Origin of the sequence: Haloarcula rubripromontorii, from assembly GCF_001280425.1 — an archaeon.
GTDB lineage: Archaea > Halobacteriota > Halobacteria > Halobacteriales > Haloarculaceae > Haloarcula > Haloarcula rubripromontorii.
In genome coordinates this window covers 762,587-784,771 of sequence record NZ_LIUF01000001.1, presented here as the reverse complement: position 1 = coordinate 784,771, position 22,185 = coordinate 762,587, and the positions used below count along the sequence as shown (strand labels likewise).

At 65.4% G+C, this 22,185-nt stretch carries 22 protein-coding genes; 15 read left to right on the top strand and 7 right to left on the bottom strand.

Translation table 11 applies throughout. The features are described from left to right. The first annotated feature begins 156 nt into the window (after window positions 1–156). The 11 genes from AMS69_RS04020 (at window position 157) to argF (ending at window position 11,624) form a co-directional block, all read left to right on the top strand. Window positions 157–1,251 carry a helix-turn-helix transcriptional regulator gene (locus AMS69_RS04020; RefSeq protein WP_053966793.1) on the top strand — a complete coding sequence of 365 codons (1,095 nt, stop codon included), beginning with the start codon at window positions 157–159 and terminating at the stop codon, window positions 1,249–1,251. Between the two features lie 136 nt (window positions 1,252–1,387). Continuing rightward, window positions 1,388–2,173, top strand: a complete 786-nt coding sequence (locus tag AMS69_RS04015) for a hypothetical protein (RefSeq protein ID WP_202904511.1) — start codon at window positions 1,388–1,390, stop codon at window positions 2,171–2,173. Between the two features lie 398 nt (window positions 2,174–2,571). After that, window positions 2,572–3,819: an argininosuccinate synthase gene (locus AMS69_RS04010; RefSeq protein ID WP_053967025.1), complete on the top strand. Its 1,248-nt coding sequence runs from the start codon at window positions 2,572–2,574 to the stop codon at window positions 3,817–3,819. A gap of 4 nt (window positions 3,820–3,823) precedes the next feature. Then, entirely contained in the window at window positions 3,824–5,323 is a 1,500-nt protein-coding gene (gene argH / locus AMS69_RS04005) for an argininosuccinate lyase (RefSeq protein WP_053966791.1), read from the top strand. A gap of 165 nt (window positions 5,324–5,488) precedes the next feature. Beyond that, the gene (lysW, locus tag AMS69_RS04000; protein WP_004959888.1) at window positions 5,489–5,653 is read left to right on the top strand and encodes a lysine biosynthesis protein LysW; all 165 of its coding nucleotides are present in this window, start codon (window positions 5,489–5,491) and stop codon (window positions 5,651–5,653) included. A gap of 84 nt (window positions 5,654–5,737) precedes the next feature. Next, entirely contained in the window at window positions 5,738–6,637 is a 900-nt protein-coding gene (gene lysX, locus AMS69_RS03995; protein ID WP_053966790.1) for a lysine biosynthesis protein LysX, read from the top strand. After that, complete coding sequence (gene argC / locus AMS69_RS03990; RefSeq protein ID WP_053966789.1) at window positions 6,634–7,671, top strand: N-acetyl-gamma-glutamyl-phosphate reductase; 1,038 nt, start codon at window positions 6,634–6,636, stop codon at window positions 7,669–7,671. The genes lysX and argC overlap by 4 nt, the downstream gene beginning before the upstream one ends. 18 nt (window positions 7,672–7,689) lie before the next feature. Then, window positions 7,690–8,544 (top strand): acetylglutamate/acetylaminoadipate kinase, encoded by an 855-nt coding sequence (locus AMS69_RS03985; RefSeq protein ID WP_053966788.1) that lies wholly within the window; start codon window positions 7,690–7,692, stop codon window positions 8,542–8,544. Beyond that, complete coding sequence (locus AMS69_RS03980) at window positions 8,541–9,668, top strand: aspartate aminotransferase family protein (RefSeq protein ID WP_053966787.1); 1,128 nt, start codon at window positions 8,541–8,543, stop codon at window positions 9,666–9,668. The genes AMS69_RS03985 and AMS69_RS03980 overlap by 4 nt, the downstream gene beginning before the upstream one ends. Continuing rightward, window positions 9,665–10,726, top strand: a complete 1,062-nt coding sequence (locus tag AMS69_RS03975) for a [LysW]-lysine hydrolase (protein ID WP_053966786.1) — start codon at window positions 9,665–9,667, stop codon at window positions 10,724–10,726. Before AMS69_RS03980 ends, AMS69_RS03975 begins: the two co-directional genes overlap by 4 nt. Before the next feature lies 1 nt (window position 10,727). Continuing rightward, entirely contained in the window at window positions 10,728–11,624 is an 897-nt protein-coding gene (argF, locus tag AMS69_RS03970; protein ID WP_053966785.1) for an ornithine carbamoyltransferase, read from the top strand. 290 nt (window positions 11,625–11,914) lie between these two features. On the opposite strand, the gene AMS69_RS03965 is transcribed toward argF, so the two are convergent. Both AMS69_RS03965 and AMS69_RS03960 read right to left on the bottom strand, forming a co-directional pair. Beyond that, complete coding sequence (locus AMS69_RS03965) at window positions 11,915–12,658, bottom strand: SDR family oxidoreductase (protein ID WP_053966784.1); 744 nt, start codon at window positions 12,656–12,658, stop codon at window positions 11,915–11,917. 77 nt (window positions 12,659–12,735) lie between these two features. Continuing rightward, window positions 12,736–13,713, bottom strand: coding sequence for an orotate phosphoribosyltransferase (locus tag AMS69_RS03960; RefSeq protein WP_053966783.1), 978 nt, complete (start codon window positions 13,711–13,713; stop codon window positions 12,736–12,738). 439 nt (window positions 13,714–14,152) lie between these two features. Between AMS69_RS03960 and AMS69_RS03955 the strand changes: the two genes are divergently transcribed. Further along, window positions 14,153–14,542 (top strand): helix-turn-helix domain-containing protein, encoded by a 390-nt coding sequence (locus tag AMS69_RS03955; protein WP_053966782.1) that lies wholly within the window; start codon window positions 14,153–14,155, stop codon window positions 14,540–14,542. A 63-nt stretch (window positions 14,543–14,605) separates the two neighbouring features. Continuing rightward, window positions 14,606–15,991, top strand: coding sequence for a threonine synthase (gene thrC / locus AMS69_RS03950; protein ID WP_053966781.1), 1,386 nt, complete (start codon window positions 14,606–14,608; stop codon window positions 15,989–15,991). A gap of 29 nt (window positions 15,992–16,020) precedes the next feature. Here the strand turns inward: thrC and AMS69_RS03945 are convergent, their stop codons facing one another. Further along, on the bottom strand, window positions 16,021–16,419 hold the full coding sequence (locus AMS69_RS03945; protein WP_053966780.1) for a hypothetical protein: 399 nt from the start codon (window positions 16,417–16,419) through the stop codon (window positions 16,021–16,023). 199 nt (window positions 16,420–16,618) lie between these two features. Between AMS69_RS03945 and AMS69_RS03940 the strand changes: the two genes are divergently transcribed. Beyond that, window positions 16,619–17,794 carry an aspartate kinase gene (locus AMS69_RS03940; protein WP_053966779.1) on the top strand — a complete coding sequence of 392 codons (1,176 nt, stop codon included), beginning with the start codon at window positions 16,619–16,621 and terminating at the stop codon, window positions 17,792–17,794. Window positions 17,795–17,807: 13 nt separating this feature from the next. Here the strand turns inward: AMS69_RS03940 and fer are convergent, their stop codons facing one another. The 3 genes from fer to AMS69_RS03925 all read right to left on the bottom strand — a co-directional run bounded on the left by fer (window position 17,808) and on the right by AMS69_RS03925 (window position 19,947). Beyond that, window positions 17,808–18,470 (bottom strand): ferredoxin Fer, encoded by a 663-nt coding sequence (gene fer, locus AMS69_RS03935; protein ID WP_053966778.1) that lies wholly within the window; start codon window positions 18,468–18,470, stop codon window positions 17,808–17,810. A gap of 89 nt (window positions 18,471–18,559) precedes the next feature. Continuing rightward, on the bottom strand, window positions 18,560–19,258 hold the full coding sequence (locus AMS69_RS03930) for a metallophosphoesterase family protein (RefSeq protein WP_053966777.1): 699 nt from the start codon (window positions 19,256–19,258) through the stop codon (window positions 18,560–18,562). A gap of 80 nt (window positions 19,259–19,338) precedes the next feature. After that, window positions 19,339–19,947, bottom strand: a complete 609-nt coding sequence (locus AMS69_RS03925; RefSeq protein ID WP_053966776.1) for an IMP cyclohydrolase — start codon at window positions 19,945–19,947, stop codon at window positions 19,339–19,341. A 519-nt stretch (window positions 19,948–20,466) separates the two neighbouring features. On the opposite strand from AMS69_RS03925, the gene AMS69_RS03915 reads away from it, so the two are divergent. Continuing rightward, window positions 20,467–20,898, top strand: coding sequence for a universal stress protein (locus AMS69_RS03915; protein WP_053966775.1), 432 nt, complete (start codon window positions 20,467–20,469; stop codon window positions 20,896–20,898). 38 nt (window positions 20,899–20,936) lie between these two features. On the opposite strand, the gene AMS69_RS03910 is transcribed toward AMS69_RS03915, so the two are convergent. After that, complete coding sequence (locus tag AMS69_RS03910; protein WP_053966774.1) at window positions 20,937–22,130, bottom strand: inorganic phosphate transporter; 1,194 nt, start codon at window positions 22,128–22,130, stop codon at window positions 20,937–20,939. Window positions 22,131–22,185 lie beyond the last annotated feature (55 nt).

Genomic DNA, 22,185 nt, shown 5'->3' with positions numbered 1-22,185 from the left:
CTCGAAAGCACTCCCTCGCGGGGCAAACCCCTTGTGGCCGTGATGTCTGGCGATTGATGGCTCTCCGGCGACTGGCCTGGTATGTAAGGCCGCTGACTATCAGTTCACACAATCGGCAATAAACGATATACCTCCCGAGGGGATAGCCGCGGTAGGATGGGCCGGACCGTTGGAACGCTGGTCGTCGTATTCGTCGCGGTAGCACTGCTTGTCCCGACAGCGACCGGGGCGGGTTTCGACAGTCTCAGCCAGCAGTCCGTTGACGCGGACGTGGTCGTCATGACCGCTGACGTGAATCCTGACGGAACCGCCGACTGGACGGTCGCCTACCGGCTTCGACTGGACGACGACAACGCCACGCAAGCGTTCGAGGACCTGCGAGCGGATATTCAGGCCAACCCGTCGGCGTACACGGACCGCTTCGAGAGTCGAATGCAACGCACTGCCGGGGCCGCGGAGAACGCGACCGGCCGCGAGATGGCTATCAAAAATGTCACCGTGACTGCGCGCGAAGAGACGTTCGGCCAGACGTACGGCGTCATCACGTACCGGTTCCAGTGGACGAACTTCGCTAGCGTCTCCGGCGACCGCATCGAGATCGGCGACGCGCTCTCGGGGCTGTTTCTGGACAGCGAAACCTCACTGACTGTCCGCTGGCCAGCGGGCTATCAGGCTGCCTCCGTTGCACCACAGGCCGACGAGCGGGAGAACGCCTCGGTCACCTGGCGTGGCCAACAGACGTTCGGGGAAACCGAGCCGCGAGTGATAGTCAGCCCGAGAGACAGCGCTGGCGGTGATGGCGGGTCGAACGGGCTCCTCGTCGGTGGCGTTCTCGCGCTGGTCGGCATCGCTGCCGGGGCGTACGCCCTTCGACGGTACGGCATCCTTGGCGGCGATGCACCAGCCGAGCCGCCGGCGTCGATGGTCGACTCGGACGATTCCGAAGCGGAGACCGCTGCCGGCACGGACGCTGACGCTGGCACACCGCCGGCCGAACTGCTGAGCAACGAAGAACAGGTCCTGCAACTGCTCGAATCGAACGGCGGCCGGCTCAAACAGCAGCAGGTGGCCGGCGAACTCGACTGGACCGACGCCAAGACGAGCCAGGTCATCGGTGGCCTGCGCGACGAGGACAAGGTCGAGACGTTCCGCATCGGTCGGGAGAACGTGGTGACGTTACCGGACACCGACGTGACCGGGGGAGACGGCGGCGGGAGCGACGGAGCCGACAGTGGCGGCGAAACCCAGTAATAAAGACACCGATTGTTCACCGCCTCTGTCGATTGAGACGAGCGCAGTATTGCGGTTTTAATCCGGCTTAATCGGCGCTAACCCGGCACCACTGACTCCTATTTATACCATGTTCGGTGGGCAAGTAACAGATATAATGAGACGAGCCACCCCGGTATTGCTGGCACTGCTGCTCGTGGTGAGCACGCTCGCCGCGGTGCCCGCCGTGACGATGGCACAGGAGACTGAAACAGTGACCGACCAGGCAGATGCGAATGCGACGCCCCCCGGCGCACAGCTGGCAGGTGTCGTCAGCATCCAGGGGGCCGAACTGGACGGCGAGGTCCAGTCCCGAACGTTCGGCATCCGCGTCGCGAGGGCGGACACTGACGCTGCGAGGGCGTCCGTCGTCGCCGAGCAGGTGAACGACTCCGAGGCCCGACTGGCAGAACTCCAACAGCGAAAGCAGGCGCTAGAGCAGGCCCGTGAGAACGGCTCGATGAGCGAGGGTGAGTACCGGGCGAAGGCCGCACAGCTCCACGCCGAAACGAAGAACGTCCAGCGACTGGCAAACGAGACGAACGAAACCGCCAGCCAGCTTCCCGCCGAAGCGCTGGAGCAGAAAGGCATCGATGCGGCGGCCATCAAGACCCTCTCACAGCGCGCGAGCGAGCTGACCGGGCCGGAAGTCGCCGCTGTCGCACAGGGCATCGCCGGGCCGAACGTCGGGCAGCAGGCTCGACCTAACGGTGCCGATGACCGTGGCCCCGAAGCGGCGAACAGAACCGAAGTAAGCGACCGTCAGGAGGGCGGGCCGGAGCGGACGCCGGCGAGTGAACGGACGGACGATACCGACGCGACGCCAGCCAACGAGACGGATACCAGCGGCGGGGAAACCGAGCCGCCGGCTGGCGCGCCCGACACCGTCGACGCCGGCCAATAGCCAGAGAGACGCCGAATACACCGTTCAAAGCTCGTCACACGCCAGTCTGTCTGGCGGCGCTGGCCGCTACGGGCGATGTGATGGCTGCTGAGGGACTGTGTTTGTTGACCATACACACGCCACTGTGAACACGGAAACTATTAGTACCCGAGTCACACAGCAGCAAGTACATGACGCAGACCTCTCGCTCCACGACGCTCGCTGCGGATAGCGAGGGGTCCCTCCGTTTCTCCCCACGACGACGACCGGGCCGTTTCTAGGCCCACTACTACTTACTCTTCACTTGACTGGTTCGTTTCGTCGCTAGACGCCGTCGTCGTCGGTTCGATGGGATACTCGATCTGGTGTTTGATCGAGAAACCGACAGGCACACCACGGAACCAATGCAGAACACATCCATGCCAGAAGGAAACGGAACCGTTGCACTCGCCTTTTCGGGCGGGCTCGACACGACAGTCTGCGTATCGCTGCTGAAAGAGGAGTACGGCTACGACGAGGTCATCGGCGTCACTGTCGATGTCGGCCAGCCCGACTACGAGTTCGAGGAGGCCGAGGAAACCGCCGAGGCGCTGGGCGTCGAACAGCACGTCGTCGACGCCACCGAGGAGTTCGCTGACCTCTGTATGGAGGCCGTCAAGGCCAACGCCGACTACCAGGGCTACCCGCTCGGGACCGCTCTCGCGCGCCCGGTCATCGCCAAAGCCATTCTCTCGGTCGCCGAGGACGAGGGCTGTTCGGCCGTCGCACACGGCTGTACCGGCAAGGGCAACGACCAACTGCGCTTCGAGGCCGTCTGGCGCGACTCGGACCTCGATGTTATCGCGCCGGTGCGTGAACTCGGGCTGACCCGCGAGTGGGAAAACGAGTACGCCGCGGAGAAGGGCCTGCCCGTCGAGGGCGGCGACGGCGGTCGCTACTCCATCGACACGAACCTCTGGAGCCGCTCTATCGAGGGCTCAGAACTCGAAGACCCGGGCACCATCCCAGCCGACGACATCTACAAGTGGACCGACAACCCCTCCGACAAAGACGCTGAACTGGTCGAAGTCGCCTTCGAGGAAGGCGTTCCCGTCGCCGTCGACGGCGAGGAACTCGGCGGGGTCGAACTCATCGAGCAACTCAACGCGCAGGCGGGTGCCCACGGCATCGGCCGCACGGACATGATGGAAGACCGCATGCTCGGGCTGAAGGTCCGCGAGAACTACGAACACCCGGCGGCCACGGTCCTGCTGACGGCCCACGAGGCGTTGGAAGGACTCGTCCTCACGCAGGAAGAGCGCCAGTTCAAGGCTCAGGTCGACCAGGAGTGGTCCCAGAAGGCGTACCAGGGCCTCGTCGACGCGCCGCTGACGGGCGCGCTCGAAGCGTTCATCGACGACACCAACGAGCGCGTCACCGGCTCTGTTACTGTGAAGCTCGAAGGCGGCCACTGCCGCCCGGTCTCGCGCGAGTCCGACTACGCCGTCTACAGCGAGTCCGCGGCCTCGTTCAACGAGGAGGACGTTTCCGGCGGGATCACCCAGCAGGACGCCACCGGCGTCGCGAAGTACCACGGCTTCCAGTCCCGCCTCGCGAACAAGATCCTCGAAGACGCGAAGAAAGGGGCCGCCGTCACCGACGGCAGCGGCGAGGACACGGAGGAGTAAACGAATGAGCGACGGCGGGGACCACGAGACGGCAGACGCGAACGCCGACAGTGAGACGGTCGTCCGCCGTGACCGCTTCGCGGGGGGGCCCGCCCGGTCGTTCCTCTCCTCGCTGTCCGACGACGAGCGCATCTTCGCGGCCGACCTCGCGGTCGACCGCGCCCACGTCGTGATGCTGGCCGAACAGGAGATCATCGACCGCGAGACGGCCGGCGAGGTGCTAGCGGCGCTGGCGGACGTGGCGGACGCAGGCCACGGGGCGCTGCCCGACGGCGAAGACGTACACGAAGCCATCGAGAGTGCCGTCATCGAGCGCGTCGGACCTGACGGCGGCAAGATGCACACCGCCCGGTCGCGTAACGACGAAGTGGCGGCCTGCATCCGCTACCGCCTGCGCGAAGACGTGCTTGACCTGGTCGAGACCGTCGTCGGGGCCCGCGAGCAGTTGCTCGACGTGGCCCGCGCCGAGCGCGAAACGGTGATGCCCGGCTACACGCATCTCCAGCCCGCCCAGCCGACGACGGTCGCCCACTGGGTGCTGTCCTACGAGCAGGCGCTCCAGCGCGACACAGCACGCCTGCTTGATGCCTACGAACGAGTCAACCAGAACCCCCTCGGGTCGGCCGCGTTCGCGGGGACGCCGTTCGACGTGGACCGCGAGCGCACCGCGGAACTGCTCGGGTTCGACTCGGTCGCGGAGAACTCGATGGACGCCTCGGCGACGCGGGACTTCCTCGTCGAGACGACGAGCGCTGTCGCCACGCTGGCGACGACGCTGTCGGGGCTGGCCGAGGACGTGGTCGTGATGGCGAGCAAGGGCCACGTCGATCTTGACGACGACTACGCGTCCACGTCCTCGATTATGCCACAGAAGAAGAACCCCGACACGCTGGAACTGGTCCGCGGGCGCACCGGCGATGCTGTCGCCGGGCTGAACGGCCTGCTGACCAACCTCAAGGGCCAGCCCCGCGCCTACAACCGCGACCTCCAGCGCGCGGGACGGCACGCCTGGGACGCTATCGACAGCGTCACAGAGAGCGTGGAAGTGGCCGCTGGCGCGGTCGCGACCGCCGACTGGCCCGCCGAGACGCTCGAAGCCGCGGCGGCCGACGGCTTCGCGACGGCGACCGGCGTGGCGGACCTGCTGGCGATGGCCGGCGTGCCGTTCCGGACAGCCCACGAGGTTGTCGCCGAGGCCGCCGCCGGCTTGGGGCCTGAGGAAGACGCGCCCGACTACGCGGCGCTGTCGGCCGTCGCCGAGGACGTGCTGGGCGAGCCGCTGTCAGCCTACGTCGACCGCGACCAGCTGGAAGCCGCACTCGACCCGGCTGAAAGTGTCGCGATGCGGGACTCTCGCGGAGGCCCGGCCTCCGATGCCGTCGCCAAGCAAGTATCGGTGGCCGAAGACGTACTCGCCGCCGACAGCGAGGCACTGACTGACCGCCGGCAGGCGGTTTCACAGGCGGCTGACCGCCGCCAGACGGAGGTGGACCGATATGTCTGAGCGACCACCGTCCCCTCGCGGGACAATTATACCATAATTCTGATACACGATTCAGTAACGTGGCGGATTCGGCCTTTTCATACCATTAGGGTGCAGTATATCTAGTGATTTTATTCTGATATGTTCGAAGACTTTAAGTGGATCCCTGTCACAGGATGAACTACAATGGCAGAATGCATCGAGTGTGGGGCGGACGTGTCCCTGCACGACAACCTCGAAGTCGGAGAGATCGTTGACTGTGCCACCTGTGGTGCCGAACTGGAAGTCGTCGGCGCCGACCCCGTCGAGCTCGACAGCGCACCCGAGCTCGAAGAGGACTGGGGTGAGTGAGGTGTTCGCGGTGGCGCGGCGCTCGGCGCCGTACGTGACCGTGGCGCTCGACGCCGCGAGCCGCGAACCCACGGAGGACTCAGCATGAAAGTCGGACTCCTCTACTCGCGTATCCGCCGGGACGAGAAGTTGCTCCTGTCGGAACTGCGCGAGCGCGACCACGAGATCGAGAAGATAGACGTTCGAAAACAGCAGTTCAACATCCACGAGGCCCCCGAGGCCTTCGACGACCTCGACATCGTTGTCGACCGCTGCCTGGCGACCAGCCGCAGCGTGTACGCGACGAAGTTCGCACAGGCCTACGGCGTCCCAGTCGTCAACGGTCCCGAGGTCGCCGACACCTGTGCAGACAAGGTCAACAACAGCCTCGCGCTGGAGGCCGCGGGCGTGCCGACGCCCAACACCGACGTGGCGTTCACCAAGGACGCCGCGCTGGAGTCCATCGAGAAGTTCGGCTACCCCTGCGTCCTCAAGCCAGTCGTCGGCTCCTGGGGCCGCCTGATGGCGAAGATCGACTCCCGCTCTGCCGCCGAGGCCATCCTTGAACACAAGGAGACGCTCGGCCACTACGAGCACAAGATCTTCTACGTGCAGGAGTTCGTCGAAAAGCCCGGCCGCGACATGCGCGTACTGGCTGTCGACGGCGAACCCATCGCGGCGATGGTCCGCTCCTCGGACCACTGGCTCACCAACGCTGCCAAAGGCGCGGAGACCGCCGAGTTCGAACTGGACGACCGCGCGCTCGAACTGGTCGAGAAGGCCTCCGACGCGGTCGGCGGCGGACTGCTTGGTATCGACCTGATGGAGGTCGGGGTGTCAGAAGACGACGCCCACGACTTCGAGGACTACACCGTCCACGAGGTCAACCACACTGTCGAGTTCAAGGCGCTGAACGAGGTCACCGACGTGGACGTGCCCGCGAAGGTCGTCGACTGGCTCGAAGAGAAGGCGGCGACGGAAGCCGACGCCGAGGTGACGGCATGACGTACACGGCGAGCGTCGTCGGCGGCTCCGGTTTCACCGGGGGCGAACTGCTTCGCATCCTCGATGGCCACCCCGAGTTCGAACTCGAACAGGCGACCAGCCGCTCGAAGGAGAACAAGACCATCGGCCACTCCCACCCGAACCTCCGGCACTCGGACCTGCGCTTCTCCTCGCCGGAGGACCTGGCGTCGGTGGACGTGCTGTTCGCCGCGACGCCCCACGGCGTCTCGATGGAGCAGATAGACCGATTCCAGGACGCGGCCGGCACGGTCGTCGACCTCTCAGCGGACTTCCGCCTCGACAGCGAGGCCCAGTACGACGAGTGGTACGACGGCCACACGCGCCCGGACCTGCTGGCCGAGAGCGAGTACGCGCTGCCGGAACTCAACCGCGAGAACCTCGAAGGTGCGGACCTCATCGCCTCCGGCGGCTGTAACGCCACGGCGACGATCCTGGGCCTGCTCCCGCTGTTCGAGGCCGACGTCCTCTCGGGCGACGAGCAGGTCGTCGTTGACGTGAAGGTCGGCTCCAGCGAGGGCGGGGCCGGCGGCGGCGAGGCCTCCTCGCATCCGGAGCGCTCGGGCGTCGTCCGCCCGTACGCCCCCACGGGCCACCGCCACGAGGCCGAGATACAGCAGTTCCTCGGCATCGACGTGTCCTTCACGGTCCACGCGGTGGACATGACCCGCGGCGCGAGCGCGACCTGCCACGTCTTCCCAGAGGGCCCCGTCTCGAAGGGGGACCTCTGGGGCGCGTACCGCGGCGAGTACGAGGACGAACCGTTCGTCGAACTCGTCGCCGGCGGCGGTGGCGTCTACCGCTACCCCGAGCCGAAGTCGGTCGCGGGCACGAACCGCGCCGAGGTCGGCTTCGAACTCGACCCCGGCAACAAGCGACTGGTCGTGTTCTCGGCAATCGACAACATGATGAAGGGGTCGGCGGGCCAGGCCGTCCACGCCGCGAACGTCGCCCTCGGCATCGAAGAGACGGCGGGGCTGGAGTTCCAGGGACTCCACCCCGTCGGCGCACCGTAACCCCTGGAGTGATTTTCTATGACAGTCGTTATCAAAGTCGGTGGCGCTCGCGCGGTCGACCCCGCGGGGGCGCTTGCGGACGTGGCATCGTTAGTGGCCGACGGGGAGCGGGTCGTCGTGGTCCACGGCGGCTCGACCAAAGTCGACGAGACGCTCGAACGGCTCGGCGTCGAGCCCGAATACGTCGAGACGCCGTCGGGCGTCGTCGGCCGGTTCACGGACGAGACCACGATGGAGGTGTTCGAGATGGCCTTTGGCCACCTCAACACCCAGCTCGTCGCCGGCCTCCAGAGCGAGGGCGTCGACGCGGTCGGGCTCAACGGCGTCGACGGCAAACTGCTCTACGGACCGCGCAAGTCCGCAGTGCGGGTCGTCGAAGACGGGAAGAAGAAAATCCGCCGTGGCGACCACTCCGGGACGATAAAGCGGGTCAACGGCGACCTGCTGGAGTCGCTGCTCGACGATGGCTATACACCCGTCGCCGCGCCGCCGATGGCAGGGGACGATGACGGTGAAATCATTCCCGTCAACACGGACGCCGACCGCTCGGCGGCGGCCATCGCCGCCGAACTCGACGCGACGCTGGTCCTCCTGACCGACGTTGCGGGCGTCTACGAAGACCCCGACGACCCGGCGACGCTCATCGAATCAGTCGAGACGGCCGCCGACTGGGACGCGCTCGAAGACGCGGCCGAGGGCTTCATGGGCCGGAAGATAATGGCCGTCGAGGAGGCCCTCGACGGCGGCGCGCCCGAGGCGGTCGTGGCCGACGCCAACGCCGACGCGCCGATTCGCTCGGCGCTCGACGGCGGCGGCACGCACGTCTACGCCGACGCACTCACAGACAAACAGACGGAGGAAACAGACACATGAGCGGATTCGTCTTCAACGAGAAACCCATCCAGATAGAACGCGGCGACGGTGCCTACGTCTACGACGACAGCGGCACAGAGTACCTCGACATGGGCGCGTCATACGCCTGTGTCCCGCTCGGTCACGGCCACCCGGCAGTACAGGACGCCGTCACCGAGCAGCTAGAGAAGATAACGTACGTCCAGGCGTCGTACCCCAACGCCGAGCGGACGGCGCTGTACGACCTGCTCGCCGACACCGCGCCGGACCCCATCGGCAAGACCTGGCTCTGTAACTCCGGGACCGAGGCCAACGAGGCGGCGCTGAAGTTTGCCCGCTCGGCCACCGGGAACTCCAAAATCGTCGCGACGATGCAGGGCTTCCACGGCCGGACGATGGGCGCGCTCGCGACGACCTGGAAGGACAAGTACAAGAAGCCCTACGAGCCGCTCATCGGCGACGTGGAGTTCGTCCCATACGACGACAGCGAGGCGCTCGACGAGGCCGTCGACGAGGACACCGCCGCGTTCATCGTCGAACCCGTCCAGGGCGAGGGCGGTATCAACCCCACGTCCGACGGCTACCTCGAAGCCGCACGGGAGATTACCGAGGCGGCCGGAGCCGCGCTCATCTTCGACGAGGTCCAGACCGGGATGGGCCGGACCGGCGCGCTGTGGAACTCCCAGCGGGCTGCCGTCGCGCCCGACATGATAACCGCGGCGAAGGGGCTGGGCAACGGCCTCCCCATCGGCGCGACGCTGTGCCGGGACTGGATTGCCGAGGACTACGGCTCCCACGCCTCGACGTTCTCCGGCGGGCCGGTCATCTCCGCGGCCGCCGGCGCAACAGTCTCGACTATCATCGAGGAGTCGGTGCCCGGCAATGCCGCCGTGATGGGCGACTATCTCCTGACCGAACTGGAGGCGGCTATCGGCGACGACGTGCGGGACATCCGCGGCGAGGGCCTGATGATCGGCGTCGAGGTCGGCCGCGGCGCGAACGCGGCGCTGAAGAAACTCGCGCTGAACCACCAGGTACTCGCTTTGCCGGCCGGCCGCACGGTCGTCCGCCTGCTCCCGCCCCTGACCATCGACGAGGCCCACGCCGACGCCGTCGTCGACGCGATGGCGGAGGTGGTGGGATGAGCGAAGCCGCGAGCCACGAGACCGACACCGAGGCCCGCGACCTGCTCGAAGCAATCGTCCGCATCCCATCGGTTTCACGGAACGAGACGGAGGCAGCCGAACGGCTGGTCGAGTTCTTCGAGGCCCACGGCCGCGAGGCGTGGCTCGACGAGGTGGGCAACGTCCGCGCCCCGGCCGACGACGGCGTCCTGCTCACCTCCCACATCGACACGGTCCCGGGGGACATCCCGGTCCGCGTGGAGGAGACCGACGAGGGGGACGTGCTGTGGGGGCGCGGCAGCGTCGACGCGAAGGGCCCGCTGTGTGCGATGGCCGTGGCCGCCGTCCGCACCGGGGCGTCCTTCGTCGGCGTCGTCGGCGAGGAGGTCGACTCCCGCGGCGGGCGCTACCTCGTCGAGGACCGCGAGGAGGCCCCCGACGCCGTCGTCAACGGCGAACCCTCCGGCTGGGAGGGCATCACGCTGGGCTACCGCGGTCTGCTGGCCGGGACCTACGTCGCAACGAGTGAGTCCGGGCACTCCTCGCGTCCGGAGAACAACGCCATCCAGGACGCCATCGACTGGTGGTCGTCGGTCGACGACGAGTTCGACGACGACGAGTGGAACCCGGTGTTCGAGCAGGTCACCTGCAAGCCCGTCGAGTTCGAGGGCGGTCCCTCCGCCGACGGACTCTCCGTCGAAGCGACGATGGACGTCCAGTTGCGGGTCCCGCCGGAGTACACCACCGACGAAATCCGGGAGATAGCCGACGGCTACCTGACGAACGGGACCGTCAACTGGAACGACAGGGTCGAACCGGTGATGCAGAGCCCCCGGACCAACGCCGCACGGGCGTTCCGGGCCGCCATCCGTCAGCAGGGCGGCGAGCCCACGCTGCTTCGCAAGACCGGGACCAGCGACATGAACGTCTACGCGAAAGCGTGGGACTGCCCGATGGTGACCTACGGCCCCGGCGACTCCGACCTCGACCACGCACCGGACGAGCACCTCCCGCTCGACGAGTACGACCGCGCCGTTGCAGTGCTCGAAACCGCGACCGAACGCCTGCTGGAGGACTGACATGGACATACTCGACGTCGACGACCTCACGACCGGCGAACTGGCGACTGTCCTCGACCGCGCCGCGGCCATCAAGGCCGACCACGGCGAGGGGAGCATGAGTGACCTGCTTGAGCAGCAGACGCTCGGCATGATATTCGAGAAGCCCTCGACGCGAACTCGGGTGTCCTTCGAGACGGGGATGACGCAACTGGGCGGCCACGCCGTGTTCCTCGGCCCCGACGACATCCACCTGGGACACGGCGAACCGGTCAAGGACACCGCCCGCGCGCTCGGCCGCTACGTCGATTTCATCATGGCCCGCGTGTTTGACCACGCGGACGCCGAGGAACTGGCCGAATACGCCGAGGTCCCGGTCATCAACGGCCTCACCGACGACGCCCACCCCTGCCAGACGCTTGCGGACCTACTGACTATCCGCGAGCAGTTCGGCGACTTCGAGGACGTTTCGGTGGCGTGGGTCGGCGACGGCAACAACGTCTGCCAGTCGTTCGTCATCGGCGCGGCGATGGTCGGGCTCGACCTCACCGTCGCCACGCCGGAGGGCTACGGCATCTCCGAGGACGTGGCCGACCGCGCCGCCGCCTTCGGCAACGCGCCTGAAACGACCCACGACCCAGAAGCGGCCGTCGCCGACGCCGACGTGGTCTACTCCGACGTGTGGGTCAGCATGGGCCAGGAGGACAAACGCGAGCAGAAGCTCGAAGACTTCGAGGGGTTCCAGATTACGACGGAGCTGCTGGGCGACCGCCCGTTCATGCACTGTCTCCCCGCCCACCGCAGCGAGGAGGTCACCGACGACGCCATCGAGTCCGACAACGCCATCGTCTGGGACCAGGCGGAGAACCGCTTGCACGCCCAGAAGGGACTGCTGGCGTGGCTGTCTGAGCAGGCGTAGCGCACCGAGTGCGAGCGGCGCGAGCACTCGCCTTTTCGCCCACGTTTTGCGCGAGCGGTCGTGAGCGACGCGAACGACCCGATGCGGAAAAGGTGGCTGACGAAGGGACTGCTGGCGTGGCTGGCCGAGCAGGAATAACGGTTTGCGGTGTCTGTACCGCGCGCCGTCGGCGCGCGGTTTCACGCGAATCGCGTCGCGATTCGCGCCTTTTTGGCCCACGTTTTTCGAGGAGGGTTCCCACAGCGGCGCTTCGCGCCGCGAGGAAACCCGACGATGAAAAAGGTGGTGGGTTAGAAGTGCTCGAACTTGTCCCGACGGAACACGTCGATGCTGTTGATGGTAGTCGGTGGCTCCTGTCGCATAGCGAAGGCGATAGCGTCGGCTACCTCCTCGGGCTCGGTCACATCACCCGGCTCGAACCGCTCGTTGAACGGGGTTCCGTCCTCGGAGCCGAACTCAGACCGGACCTCTGAAGGATTGACTACGGTGATGCCGATGTCGTCGTCACCGACCTGCCCGGCGAGGCTGTGGGCGAAGCCACGGAGCCACCACTTCGTTGCGGCGTAGACGGGATTGAACGGCCGGGGATACTGTCCGGCGAAGCTCCCGACGAACACGAGCGACCCGGCCCCAGCACGGAGATGCGGCAGCGACTCGCGGGCGGTGTAGAACGCGCCGTCGACGTTGACATCCATCATCGTGCGGTACTGCTCATCTGACAGGGTCTCCACGTCCGAGCCGCGGCCAACCCCGGCGTTGACAACGACGCCGTCGAGCGAGCCGAGCGTGTCGACGGTGGACTCGACAGCGGCCGTGACCTGTGCCCGGTCGCTAACGTCGGCCGGCACGACGTGGGTGTCGACGGTGTGCTCGGCGGAGATTTCGTCGGCCAGTTCAGTGAGGCGGTCTTCCCGGCGGGCGACCAGTGCCACGTCGGCTCCGTCACGTGCCAGCTTCCGAGCGGTTGCCGCGCCGATACCCGAACTCGCTCCGGTAACGAGTGCGGCTGTCTCTGAGAGTGGTCCCGAACCCATGGTCGGACCCACGGGCGTCTCGTGGTTAGCGTTTGGGCCAAGCGACCGCCACCGTGACAGCGGGCGACGGCTGCGAGTCAGAGAAACACCGACGAGGCCCGCTTGACGAAGTCGACAGGGTCCGACCTGAACTGTTCGGCGTATCTGAGCGGGTCGGATTTGACGGCTTCAATGGACATCCGCCCGTTTCTGGCGACGCGGTTGAGATACCCCTGCTGGAGCATTCGGTTTTGCTCTTTGCTGTAGACTGGTTTGGTCGTCTGCATAGCGATGGTTCGGGCCTGCGAATGGGAACTCTCGATGAACAGCTTGGCGTCCGAAGACTCGTACACCTCGGCCTTGTACTCGCCGTGGTTGCCCGCAGCGACTCGTGTGGCCTTATCAGGGTACTGCATCATCACTAGCTCGTCGTACTCGATCCCGTGTTCGTCGAGCCAGGCAGCGGTCTCGTTGCGGTATTTCTCCAGTCGACAGGTGACTATTTTCCCGATCTTCACCGAGGGAACACAGATCGGATCGACGGTCGAAAGAAACTCCCGGTATCTCGGCCCGTCGTCGTTCTCTTCCGGCGTCGGGTCACGACAGAGGATGCCGTCCAAGTCGACACAGGCGTCCACGAGGAAGTCGTGGTGCATCATGTTCCACTCGAACACTCTCGGGAACGCCAGGGTCTGTGCGTACGTATCGACGAACCGCTCAGAACCCTCGTCAACGTACACAGCGCCGTAGTACACGTCCGCCGACAGATCGAACCCGTCGATTGTGGACTGCGCATCGGTCATTTCGCTTCCGGTGTAGACGGTATCGTCGACCACCAGTATCTTTGAGAACTTCGTGAAGTCGACCTCACCGTCGTACCGTTCCCCCGTCTGTAGGAGTCTCCCCTCCCGCAACCCGTCGATGTCCGTCATCGGGAGATTGAGATGCAGTGAGAGTAAATTCGACACTAACATCCCACTTCTGGGTATTCCGACGATCAGACCCAGGTCGTCTGGGAGATCGACGATCCACTCCTGCGTATCAGCACTGAGATGCTCGAAACTCCTGTAATTCATTGGTGTCTGGGATCGGGAAGTATTAGCACCCTCATCGCAGCTCGAACACCACGAGGAGAAATGCGCTTACTTCTTTTTGAGTGACATCCGTCGGTGAGTGTTAATGCTTTTGATCTGTAATCTGACGCGACATTGTATTGAAATTAAAGGTAATCTGTGGCAGCCAAAGCTCTGTTGTAGGGTGATTCTCCACTCGAAACAGCACCCTTTTTGATTACATTGTCAATAGTTTTCACAGTACAGATGCTGCTGGCAGCCTGTTAGTTGGCTCTTCCAGCTGAAACAGTCCTCTGTTTAGTCTGATTGGCAACGGCTTGCAGGGGTACCCCGAGCTACTGACGATAATCGAGAACCGGATGAACGCAGTCAACGACGGTGCCACGGCGGTGAGGTTGAGGTAACGACCCAGTTTATCGGGGTTGATATAATACAAGTGGGTATGTCTGTCAACCGGTCTCCGGACCAGTTCCACGAGCTGATGGTCGACGACGAACCGAATCTCTCTGACGTGATGGCTTGCGTGTTCGGTGTGCAAGAACACGAGGTACGGACGTACCAGACATTGCTTGAGACACCTGCAAGCACTGTCGAGGAACTCGCTGACGAACTCGGCCGCGACCGCTCGAACGTCAATCGTTCGCTGTCGACGCTTCGCGAGAAGGGGCTCGCGGCGCGGAAACGACGCCTCCTCGACGGCGGCGGCCACGTGTATCAGTACACCGCGACACCGCCGTCTGAGGCCCGCGAACTGATGCACGAGACGCTCGACGAGTGGACCGCCGCGGTCCATCACCGTATCGACGAGTTCGACGCCAGCCCCGGCGAGTGAGCGGAGCGCGGCGTGAGCGCCGGTCGGTCGCCGACAACCGTCCGACTTTTGCCCACTGGGGGCATGGTCCCGACAATGGCTGACCTGCAACTCACCGACGACGTGCCGCCGGTTGCCGACGACGGCGTCTGGCTGGCCTGCATCGAGTGTGGTGAGACGTTCGCGCCCTTCGACGAGATTCGCTACACCTGCGACGACTGTGATGGCCTGCTTGAGGTCCGCTACGACGACCTGCCGACCTTCGACGAGTTCGAAGGCTCGGGAGTCTGGCGGTACAACGCCGCCCTGCCCTTCGAGGAAGGTGTCACGCTCCCCGAGGGTGACACGCCGCTCCACGAGATGCCGCGCCTGAAAGACGACATCGGCGTCGACGCGCTCCGCGTGAAACACGAGGGGATGAATCCCACCGGCTCGTTCAAGGACCGCGGCATGACCGTCGGTGTCCGGGTCGCTCAGGAGGTCGGTGTCGACCGACTGGCCTGTGCCTCGACCGGGAACACCTCCGCGGCGCTTGCGGCCTACGGCGCACGCGGCGGCATGGAGACGCTCGTCCTCCTGCCCGCCGGGAAGGTCGCGGCCGGGAAGATCGCACAGGCGAGTCTCCACCGCGCCCGGATTCTGGAGGTCGACGGCAACTTCGACCAATGTCTCGACATCGTGCAGGACCTCGCCGCCCGCGGCGAGGCCTACCTCCTGAACTCGCTGAACCCCTTCCGTCTGGAGGGCCAGAAGACCATCGGGCTGGAAATCATGGAGGAGTTCTACGCCGACAACGGCGAGTACCCGGACCGCATCGTCCTGCCGGTCGGCAACGCCGGCAACACCGCGGCGCTGTACAAGTGCTTCCGCGAGCTCGTCAAGGCCGGCGCGATAACCGAAGAGCAGGTCCCGAAGCTCACTGGCGTCCAGGCCGAGGGGGCCGCTCCGATGGTCGAGGCCATCGAGAACGGCTACGAGGACACCCGCCGCTGGGAGGACGTCGAAACCCGCGCGACCGCCATCCGCATCGGCAACCCGGTCAACGCGCCGAAGGCGCTGCCGGGCATCCGGGAGACCGGCGGCACCGCGGTGGCCGTCTCCGACGAGGAGATTACCGAGGCCCAGCGCGACATCGCCGGCGAGGGCGTCGGCGTCGAACCGGCCTCTGCCGCCTCTGTCGCCGGCCTCCGGAAGCTCCGGCGCGAGGGCGAGGTCGACAGCGACGAGTCGGTCGTCTGCCTGACCACGGGCCACCTGCTCAAAGACCCCGAGGCAGCCGCCGAAGCCGGGAACGAGCCGGAACCAGTCGCAAACAGCACCGAGGCCGTGCTGGACCTCATCGAAGAGCCGTCGTCGGTCTCCGCGACGGTTCGACGACAGGTGTCGAAGGCCGCCGACGCGCCACTGGTCCCGGCACTGGTCGCTGGCGGTCTCGGCATCGCGTATCTCTACCGCAAATTCCGCTCGTAGAAAGACGGCGACGAGGCGTCTCGTCTCCGTCAGTGCTCCGCCCGCTCTGGCTCCAGTCGGTAGCGTGTCGTCGCCTGCCCATCGAACCGGGGACCGTTTCCGGTCGAGGCGAACCCGACCGCCTCGACGGCGGCCCGGACCTCCGATTCGTCTTCCGGGAGCAGTAGCTCGACGGTCATGTGTTCTCGACGTGCGAACTCAATCGGGTCTGTCAGGAGTTCCTCGCAGGCGTCGCCTGACCCGGCCAGTTGCGTCACGTGGACGGTCCCACGCTCGGCGTCAAAACTCACGAACCCAACAATGTTGTCGTCTTCCTCGGCCACGCGCACGGTGCGGTCGTGGACGAGGTTTCGCATCACGTCCGGCGGCCCGTCAGCGAGGGCGGCCAGTCGTTCAGCGTCGTCCTCGATAGCGTCGCGGATATCCATACATGTGCGTGGGAACCCCACGCAAATAAACGGTGTGTCGGACGCTCCGGACTGCACCCGCTTCGCGCCAACAGGGCTTCGCACGACGGAATCTACTGTCGCTGTCGACAGTGAGACGCGGTCACAGATGAACACAGTTATCCCGAGCGACGGATAACGCGAGGGCAATGGTTCACATGCACACGGACACGGTGGTAGCATGCGCGTAGTCGCCAAGTTCGGTGGGACGAGCCTCGGAAGCGGCGATCGTATCAACCGGGCCGCGGACTCTATTGCTGCTGCCGTCCAGCAGGGCCACGAGGTCGCGGTCGTCGCCTCGGCGATGGGCAACACAACCGACGAACTGCTCGACGAGATCAACTACGACGCCGACTCCGCGGACCGCGCGGAGATTGTCTCGATGGGCGAACGGACCTCCGTCCGGATGCTCAAGGGCGCGCTCGCCGCCCGCGGTATCGAGGCGGTCTTCCTCGAACCCGGGAGCGAGGACTGGCCGATCATCACCGACGAGTACGGCGAGGTCGATGTCGAGGAGACACAGAAGCGCGCCCACGCGCTCGCCGGCCAGCTCAAGGACGTCGTCCCGGTTATCACCGGCTTCCTCGCGCAGGACTACCAGGGCAACGTGACGACGCTCGGCCGTGGCGGCTCCGATACGAGCGCCGTGATGATGGGCGACTACATGGACGCCGACGAAGTCGTCATCGTCACCGACGTCGAGGGCGTCATGACCGGGGACCCACGGGTTGTCGAGGGCGCTCGGAACGTCGGCAAAATCTCCGTCGATGAACTCCGTTCGCTGTCGTTCCGCGGGGCCGAGGTGGTCGCGCCGTCGGCGCTGTCGTACAAGAGCGACGACCTCGGTGTCCGCGTCGTCCATTACCAGCACGGCGACCTGCTCTCCGGTGGCACTTCAATAGAAGGCGAGTTCCAGAACCTGATCGACCTGCAGGAACAGCCAATCGCCTGCGTGACCGTCGCCGGTCGCGCTATCCGGAACAGCCCGGGCATCCTCGCGGACCTGTCGGGCGCTATCGCTGACGAGGAGATCAACATCGAGGCCAACTCCTCGGGAATGGACTCGCTGACGTTCTATGTCGACGAAGACGACGCCGAGGAAGCCGAAGCACTGCTGCACGCCCGTATCGTTGACGACGAGACGCTCTCGTCAGTCACTGTCGAGGACGACATCGCCGTCATCCGCGTTACCGGCGGCGACCCCAGCCAGTCGGCGCTGGCTCACCAGGTCGTCGCACCGCTTGCCGACGCGCACATCCATCTCTACGATGTGATTACGTCCGCGACATCGGTCTCCGTGTTCGTCCCGTGGGAGGACCGCGAACAGGCCCTCTCGCTCGTACAGAACGTCTTCTGAGCGCCGCGTATTTTTAATCGGTTGAGGAGGCCTGCTCGAACCGGCTCGCGGGTAACAACAGTTCTCTCACTTCGGGGAGGTGTTTCAGGTTGTAGACGATTTTCGCGTCCTCAGACACCGGTGCGGCGATACACGACAGGCGAATCCCCTTCTCGGTGAGGTCCGGCGGGAGAATGTGGCTCGCCGGTGACGGCATCTCGCCCTCGACGACCGCCACCGCGCAGTTCGTACACGCGCCGCCACGGCAGGCAAACGGCCACGCGAAGCCGTTCTTTTCGGCCGCTTCAAGCAGCGTGTCGTTCGGGTCGACGTAGAACCGCCCGAAATCAGTCGACTGCAGGTTCGCGTCGGCGGCTTTCGCGAACAAATCCTCGTCTTCCAGTGCCCAGCCGTGGTCCTCAAGCACCTCGAAGTTGAGAAATTCTACCATCGGGTCGTCCGGTTCCGGCGGGGCCTCCTCGGCCTCGGATTCGGACTCCGATGCCTCGTCTGGAAGGGGGTCTCCGGGCTCGTACCCGTTCTGCAGTCGCTCGTAGGCTGTCTTGACTGCCTGGAACTCGGCCGCGGACCCGCCCTGATCCGGGTGTGCCTCTTTCACCCGCTCGCGGTACGCGTCGACGATTTCCCCGTCGTCGGCGTCCGGTGTGATTCCGAGGACCTCGAATGGGGACTCCACGCCACACAGTAGCGGTCACGGACATAAATCCCCTCCCCCCGCTGCAGTATCTGCAGGCTACCGACGACGGCCGACGCGCTGGTCCCGGGCTACCGGCCCTGTGTCAACCGGAAACCGATTTGCCGCGGCAGGTCAGCGTCGGCAACCGCATCGATGACCGCGCTCGTGTCGTAGGCCACGCGGTGTTCCTCGACAGTCAGGTCCGCGAGGTCGAGTACGGCGTAGGCGGCCCGGTGGTCCTTGTCGCGGGGCTGACCCACGCTGCCTGGGTTCAGCACGACGCCGTCCTCGTACACATCGTGGTGCTGATGGTGCGTGTGTCCCATCACGAGTACGTCCTCGTCACCCAGCAGGTCCGGCCCGAACTCCTCGGGATAGGTGTAGTGGTCCGGGTCGTCCGGATGGCCGTGGACGAGCTTCACCCGCTCGTCACACACCAGTCGCTCGTCGGGCAGTGCCGCCAGCCACGCTATCTGCTCGTCGGACAACTGTTCCGTGGCGTGTTCGACGCCGGCCTGAGCCATTCCGTTGAACGCGAACGGCGTCTCGGCGGCGACTGCCCTGTCGTGGTTGCCCATCACTGTCGGGACTTCTTCGGCTGGCCAAGGACCGTCCGCAGGGAGCGCGTCGGTGTGCCCCCGCATCGCGTCGACACAGTCGGCGTGCCAGGGATTGTAGCCGACGACATCGCCCGCACAGACTAGCCCGTCAACCGGCGGCATATCTGCAAGCACTGCCGCGAGCGCTATCCGATTGCCATGAATATCAGAGAGTATCCCGAGTTTCATTGTTCGTGTCTACCCCCTGCGGGGTCTTGAGTGTCGGTCCTGGCTCAGTATCTGTGTCCGTAGCGCGTTTGCTGCCATCTTCACTCTCCGTTGTACACTGCCACGTCGAACTCACCCGCCGACCCCGCGACACCGGCCGAACAGACCGCGTGTTCGTACTCGTGGTCGTACACTTCGCGAGCCACCGCGTCCGCGTCGGTCGCGGTCAGGTCGAACGCTGTGGGACTGTTCTCCTCGTAGGTCGCCACCAGCGTCGGTTCGGTGACCTCCTCGACGAGTAACGCGTCACGGCGGACGGTCCCGATGACCGCACCCGGACCGTCGGCGTTCGTTGTTGGGTCCGCCGCGTCGACGCCGACAATGCCAGCGACCCGCGGCGTGTCGTAGTCGTCCTTCTCGAAGTCGAGCGACAGGAGCGGCTCAGCAAGGGCGTCCCGCGCCGGATAGCCCAGTTCCAGCTTCTCGGCGATTGGGTCGACGTGAGAACCGTTACCGACGACTGCGCCGCGCTCGGTGATGCGGACGCCGTTGTAGGAGATGTAGGGGTTGTCCGTTTCCGGTGCATCCGGCGTCGGCTCGATGGTCACCGTTCCGTCTCGCTGGACTGCCTGGCGGTTGGGGAACGAGCGCGAGGAGACGCGGTACGCGCCGACCTCGGGACTGACGACGACGAATCGTCCAACGTACATACGCGAGTGTGCACAGCACCCCAAAAAAGCGCTGTCGATGTTTCGTCGCCCGGTGTCGTCGTGATGCTGTTGTCCTGATGGGGTTGTGAGGGCTGCTGACACGCTTCATGTCCGACCGAATCGCGCAACGCTTACAAAGGGGCACCCGATACTGTAGAGTGCACACAGTCCATTGGGGTAGAGGCCAATCCTGAAGCCTTCTGGGGGCTTCGACCCTGGTTCGAATCCAGGATGGACTACTCTTGTCGCGAATAAACCGTGAGCGACAGCGTCGTGATTAGTGGATTCGAGCCCTGAAAGACGAGCGAAGCGAGTCTTCCTCTGGTTCGAATCCAGGATGGACTACTCTTGTCGCGAATAAACCGTGAGCAACAGCGTCGTGATTAGTGGATTCGAGCCCTGAAAGACGAGCGAAGCGAGTCTTCCTCTGGTTCGAACCCATGCGGAACAGGTTTGACACATATCTGGCAAGCATCGGCTTGCCACTGGCTACTTATAGCTCCCTTCCAGAGGGAACGTATGGCACCGACGCACGTCCTCGTCCCGCTGGACGGGTCACCGCTGGCCGACGAGGCGCTGACGTACGCGCTGGAGACGTTTGACTGCCGGCTTACAGTTCTGAACGTCGTTGCGCCGCTCGATACGGGAATGAGCGAAGGGGGGATGCTCGAACCGGACGAAGACCGCCAAGCGGCGGCCGACGAGCGGGCCACGAATCTCGTCGACAGGGCGTCACAGCAGGCCAGCGAGGCCGGCCAAAAGGTCGAGACAGCCGTCGAGACCGGTGATCCGGCCGAGACGATTCTGGACTACGTCGAGGCGGTCGACGTGGATCAGGTGGTGATGGGCGGCCATGGCGGGACGCGAAACGAGATCGCCCGGCGGTTGCTGGGGACCGTTGCGACGGCGGTCGTCAGCGAAGCGCCGGTGACGGTGACGGTCGTCCGATAGTCACGGACGCCGGGGGGTCGGAGATAGCCTGCGGGGACTCACGCTTGGCTGCCGAGGAGCGCTTCCAGCCCCTGATACACGCCGAAGCCGATCACGACGCTGGTGGCGAGGGTGATGAGCCAGAACCCGACAGTCACGCCTATCTTCCGGCGGGAGACCCCGGCGGAGCCGCCAGCGAGGCCCCCGCCGATGACTCCGGAGATGATGATGTTGTTGAACGAGATGGGGATGCCAAGCGCGATGGCGGCCTGCGCGATGATGAAACCGGGGACCAGCGCCGCGATGGACCGGCGGACGCCGAGTTGTGCGTACTCGCGGGAGGTCGCCTGTAGCAGGCGGGGGGCACCCATCCACGCGCCGCCGAGGATGCCCACGGAACCGAGCGCCAGCAACACGATTCCGGGGAGGCCGAGTTCGGTACCGTAGAGGTTTTCGAGTGGCCCGGTTGCGAGGCCGACCTGACTGCCGCCACTGGAGAAGGCGACGACACTGCCGAGAACGACGAGAAAGGTCTTGATACCCTTGTCGACGGAGGCCTGCGTCTGCAGGCGGATGTAGTAGAAGCTCCCGGCGGCGACGAGTAGCGTCGCGGCGACGGCGGCGATATCCGTCCCGGTGACCATCGCGGCGAAGCCGGCCAGCGAGCCCTGGTCGGTGCCGGCAGGCGACGGGATGATGCTCAACTGGACGTTGGCGACGATACCGCCGACAACGCCGGCGAGCAACGGGACGCCGACCGTTTCGGGGATGTCGTCTCGACGCAACACCGTCGCGGTGAGATAAGCTAGGCTTCCCGAGACAGGCGGGACGAGCAGCCAGAAGGTGGCGATGCGGCGGTAGGTATCGAAGACGGGGTCGCCGCCGAGCGAGAGGCCGACGCCGACCATCGCGCCCGTCGTCGCGAACGCCGCCGGAACGGGGTAGCCCGAGTAGATACCGAACGCCATGAACCCAGTCGCGGTCAGCAGGCCGGCGACTGCCGCAAGCGAGGTGATTGCGACGCCGTCAATGAGACCGGCCCCGACCGTTTCCGAGATGCTCCCGCCCTGTGTCAGCGCGCCCAGCGCGGCGAGGATGCCGATGAGGAAGGCGGCGCGCATCGTCGAGATGGCGTTTGCACCGATCGCTGGGGCGAACGGCGGTGAGTTGCTGTTCGCACCGAGTGTCCAGGCCGTCACGAGGCCGGTAATCGTCGCGAGGGCGACTAGCGCCCAGAAGACGGCGGTGGTCACCGCGTGCCGGACTCCGATGGAGCCTGCCAGTTGTTGCTGTGTGAACGCGACCAGA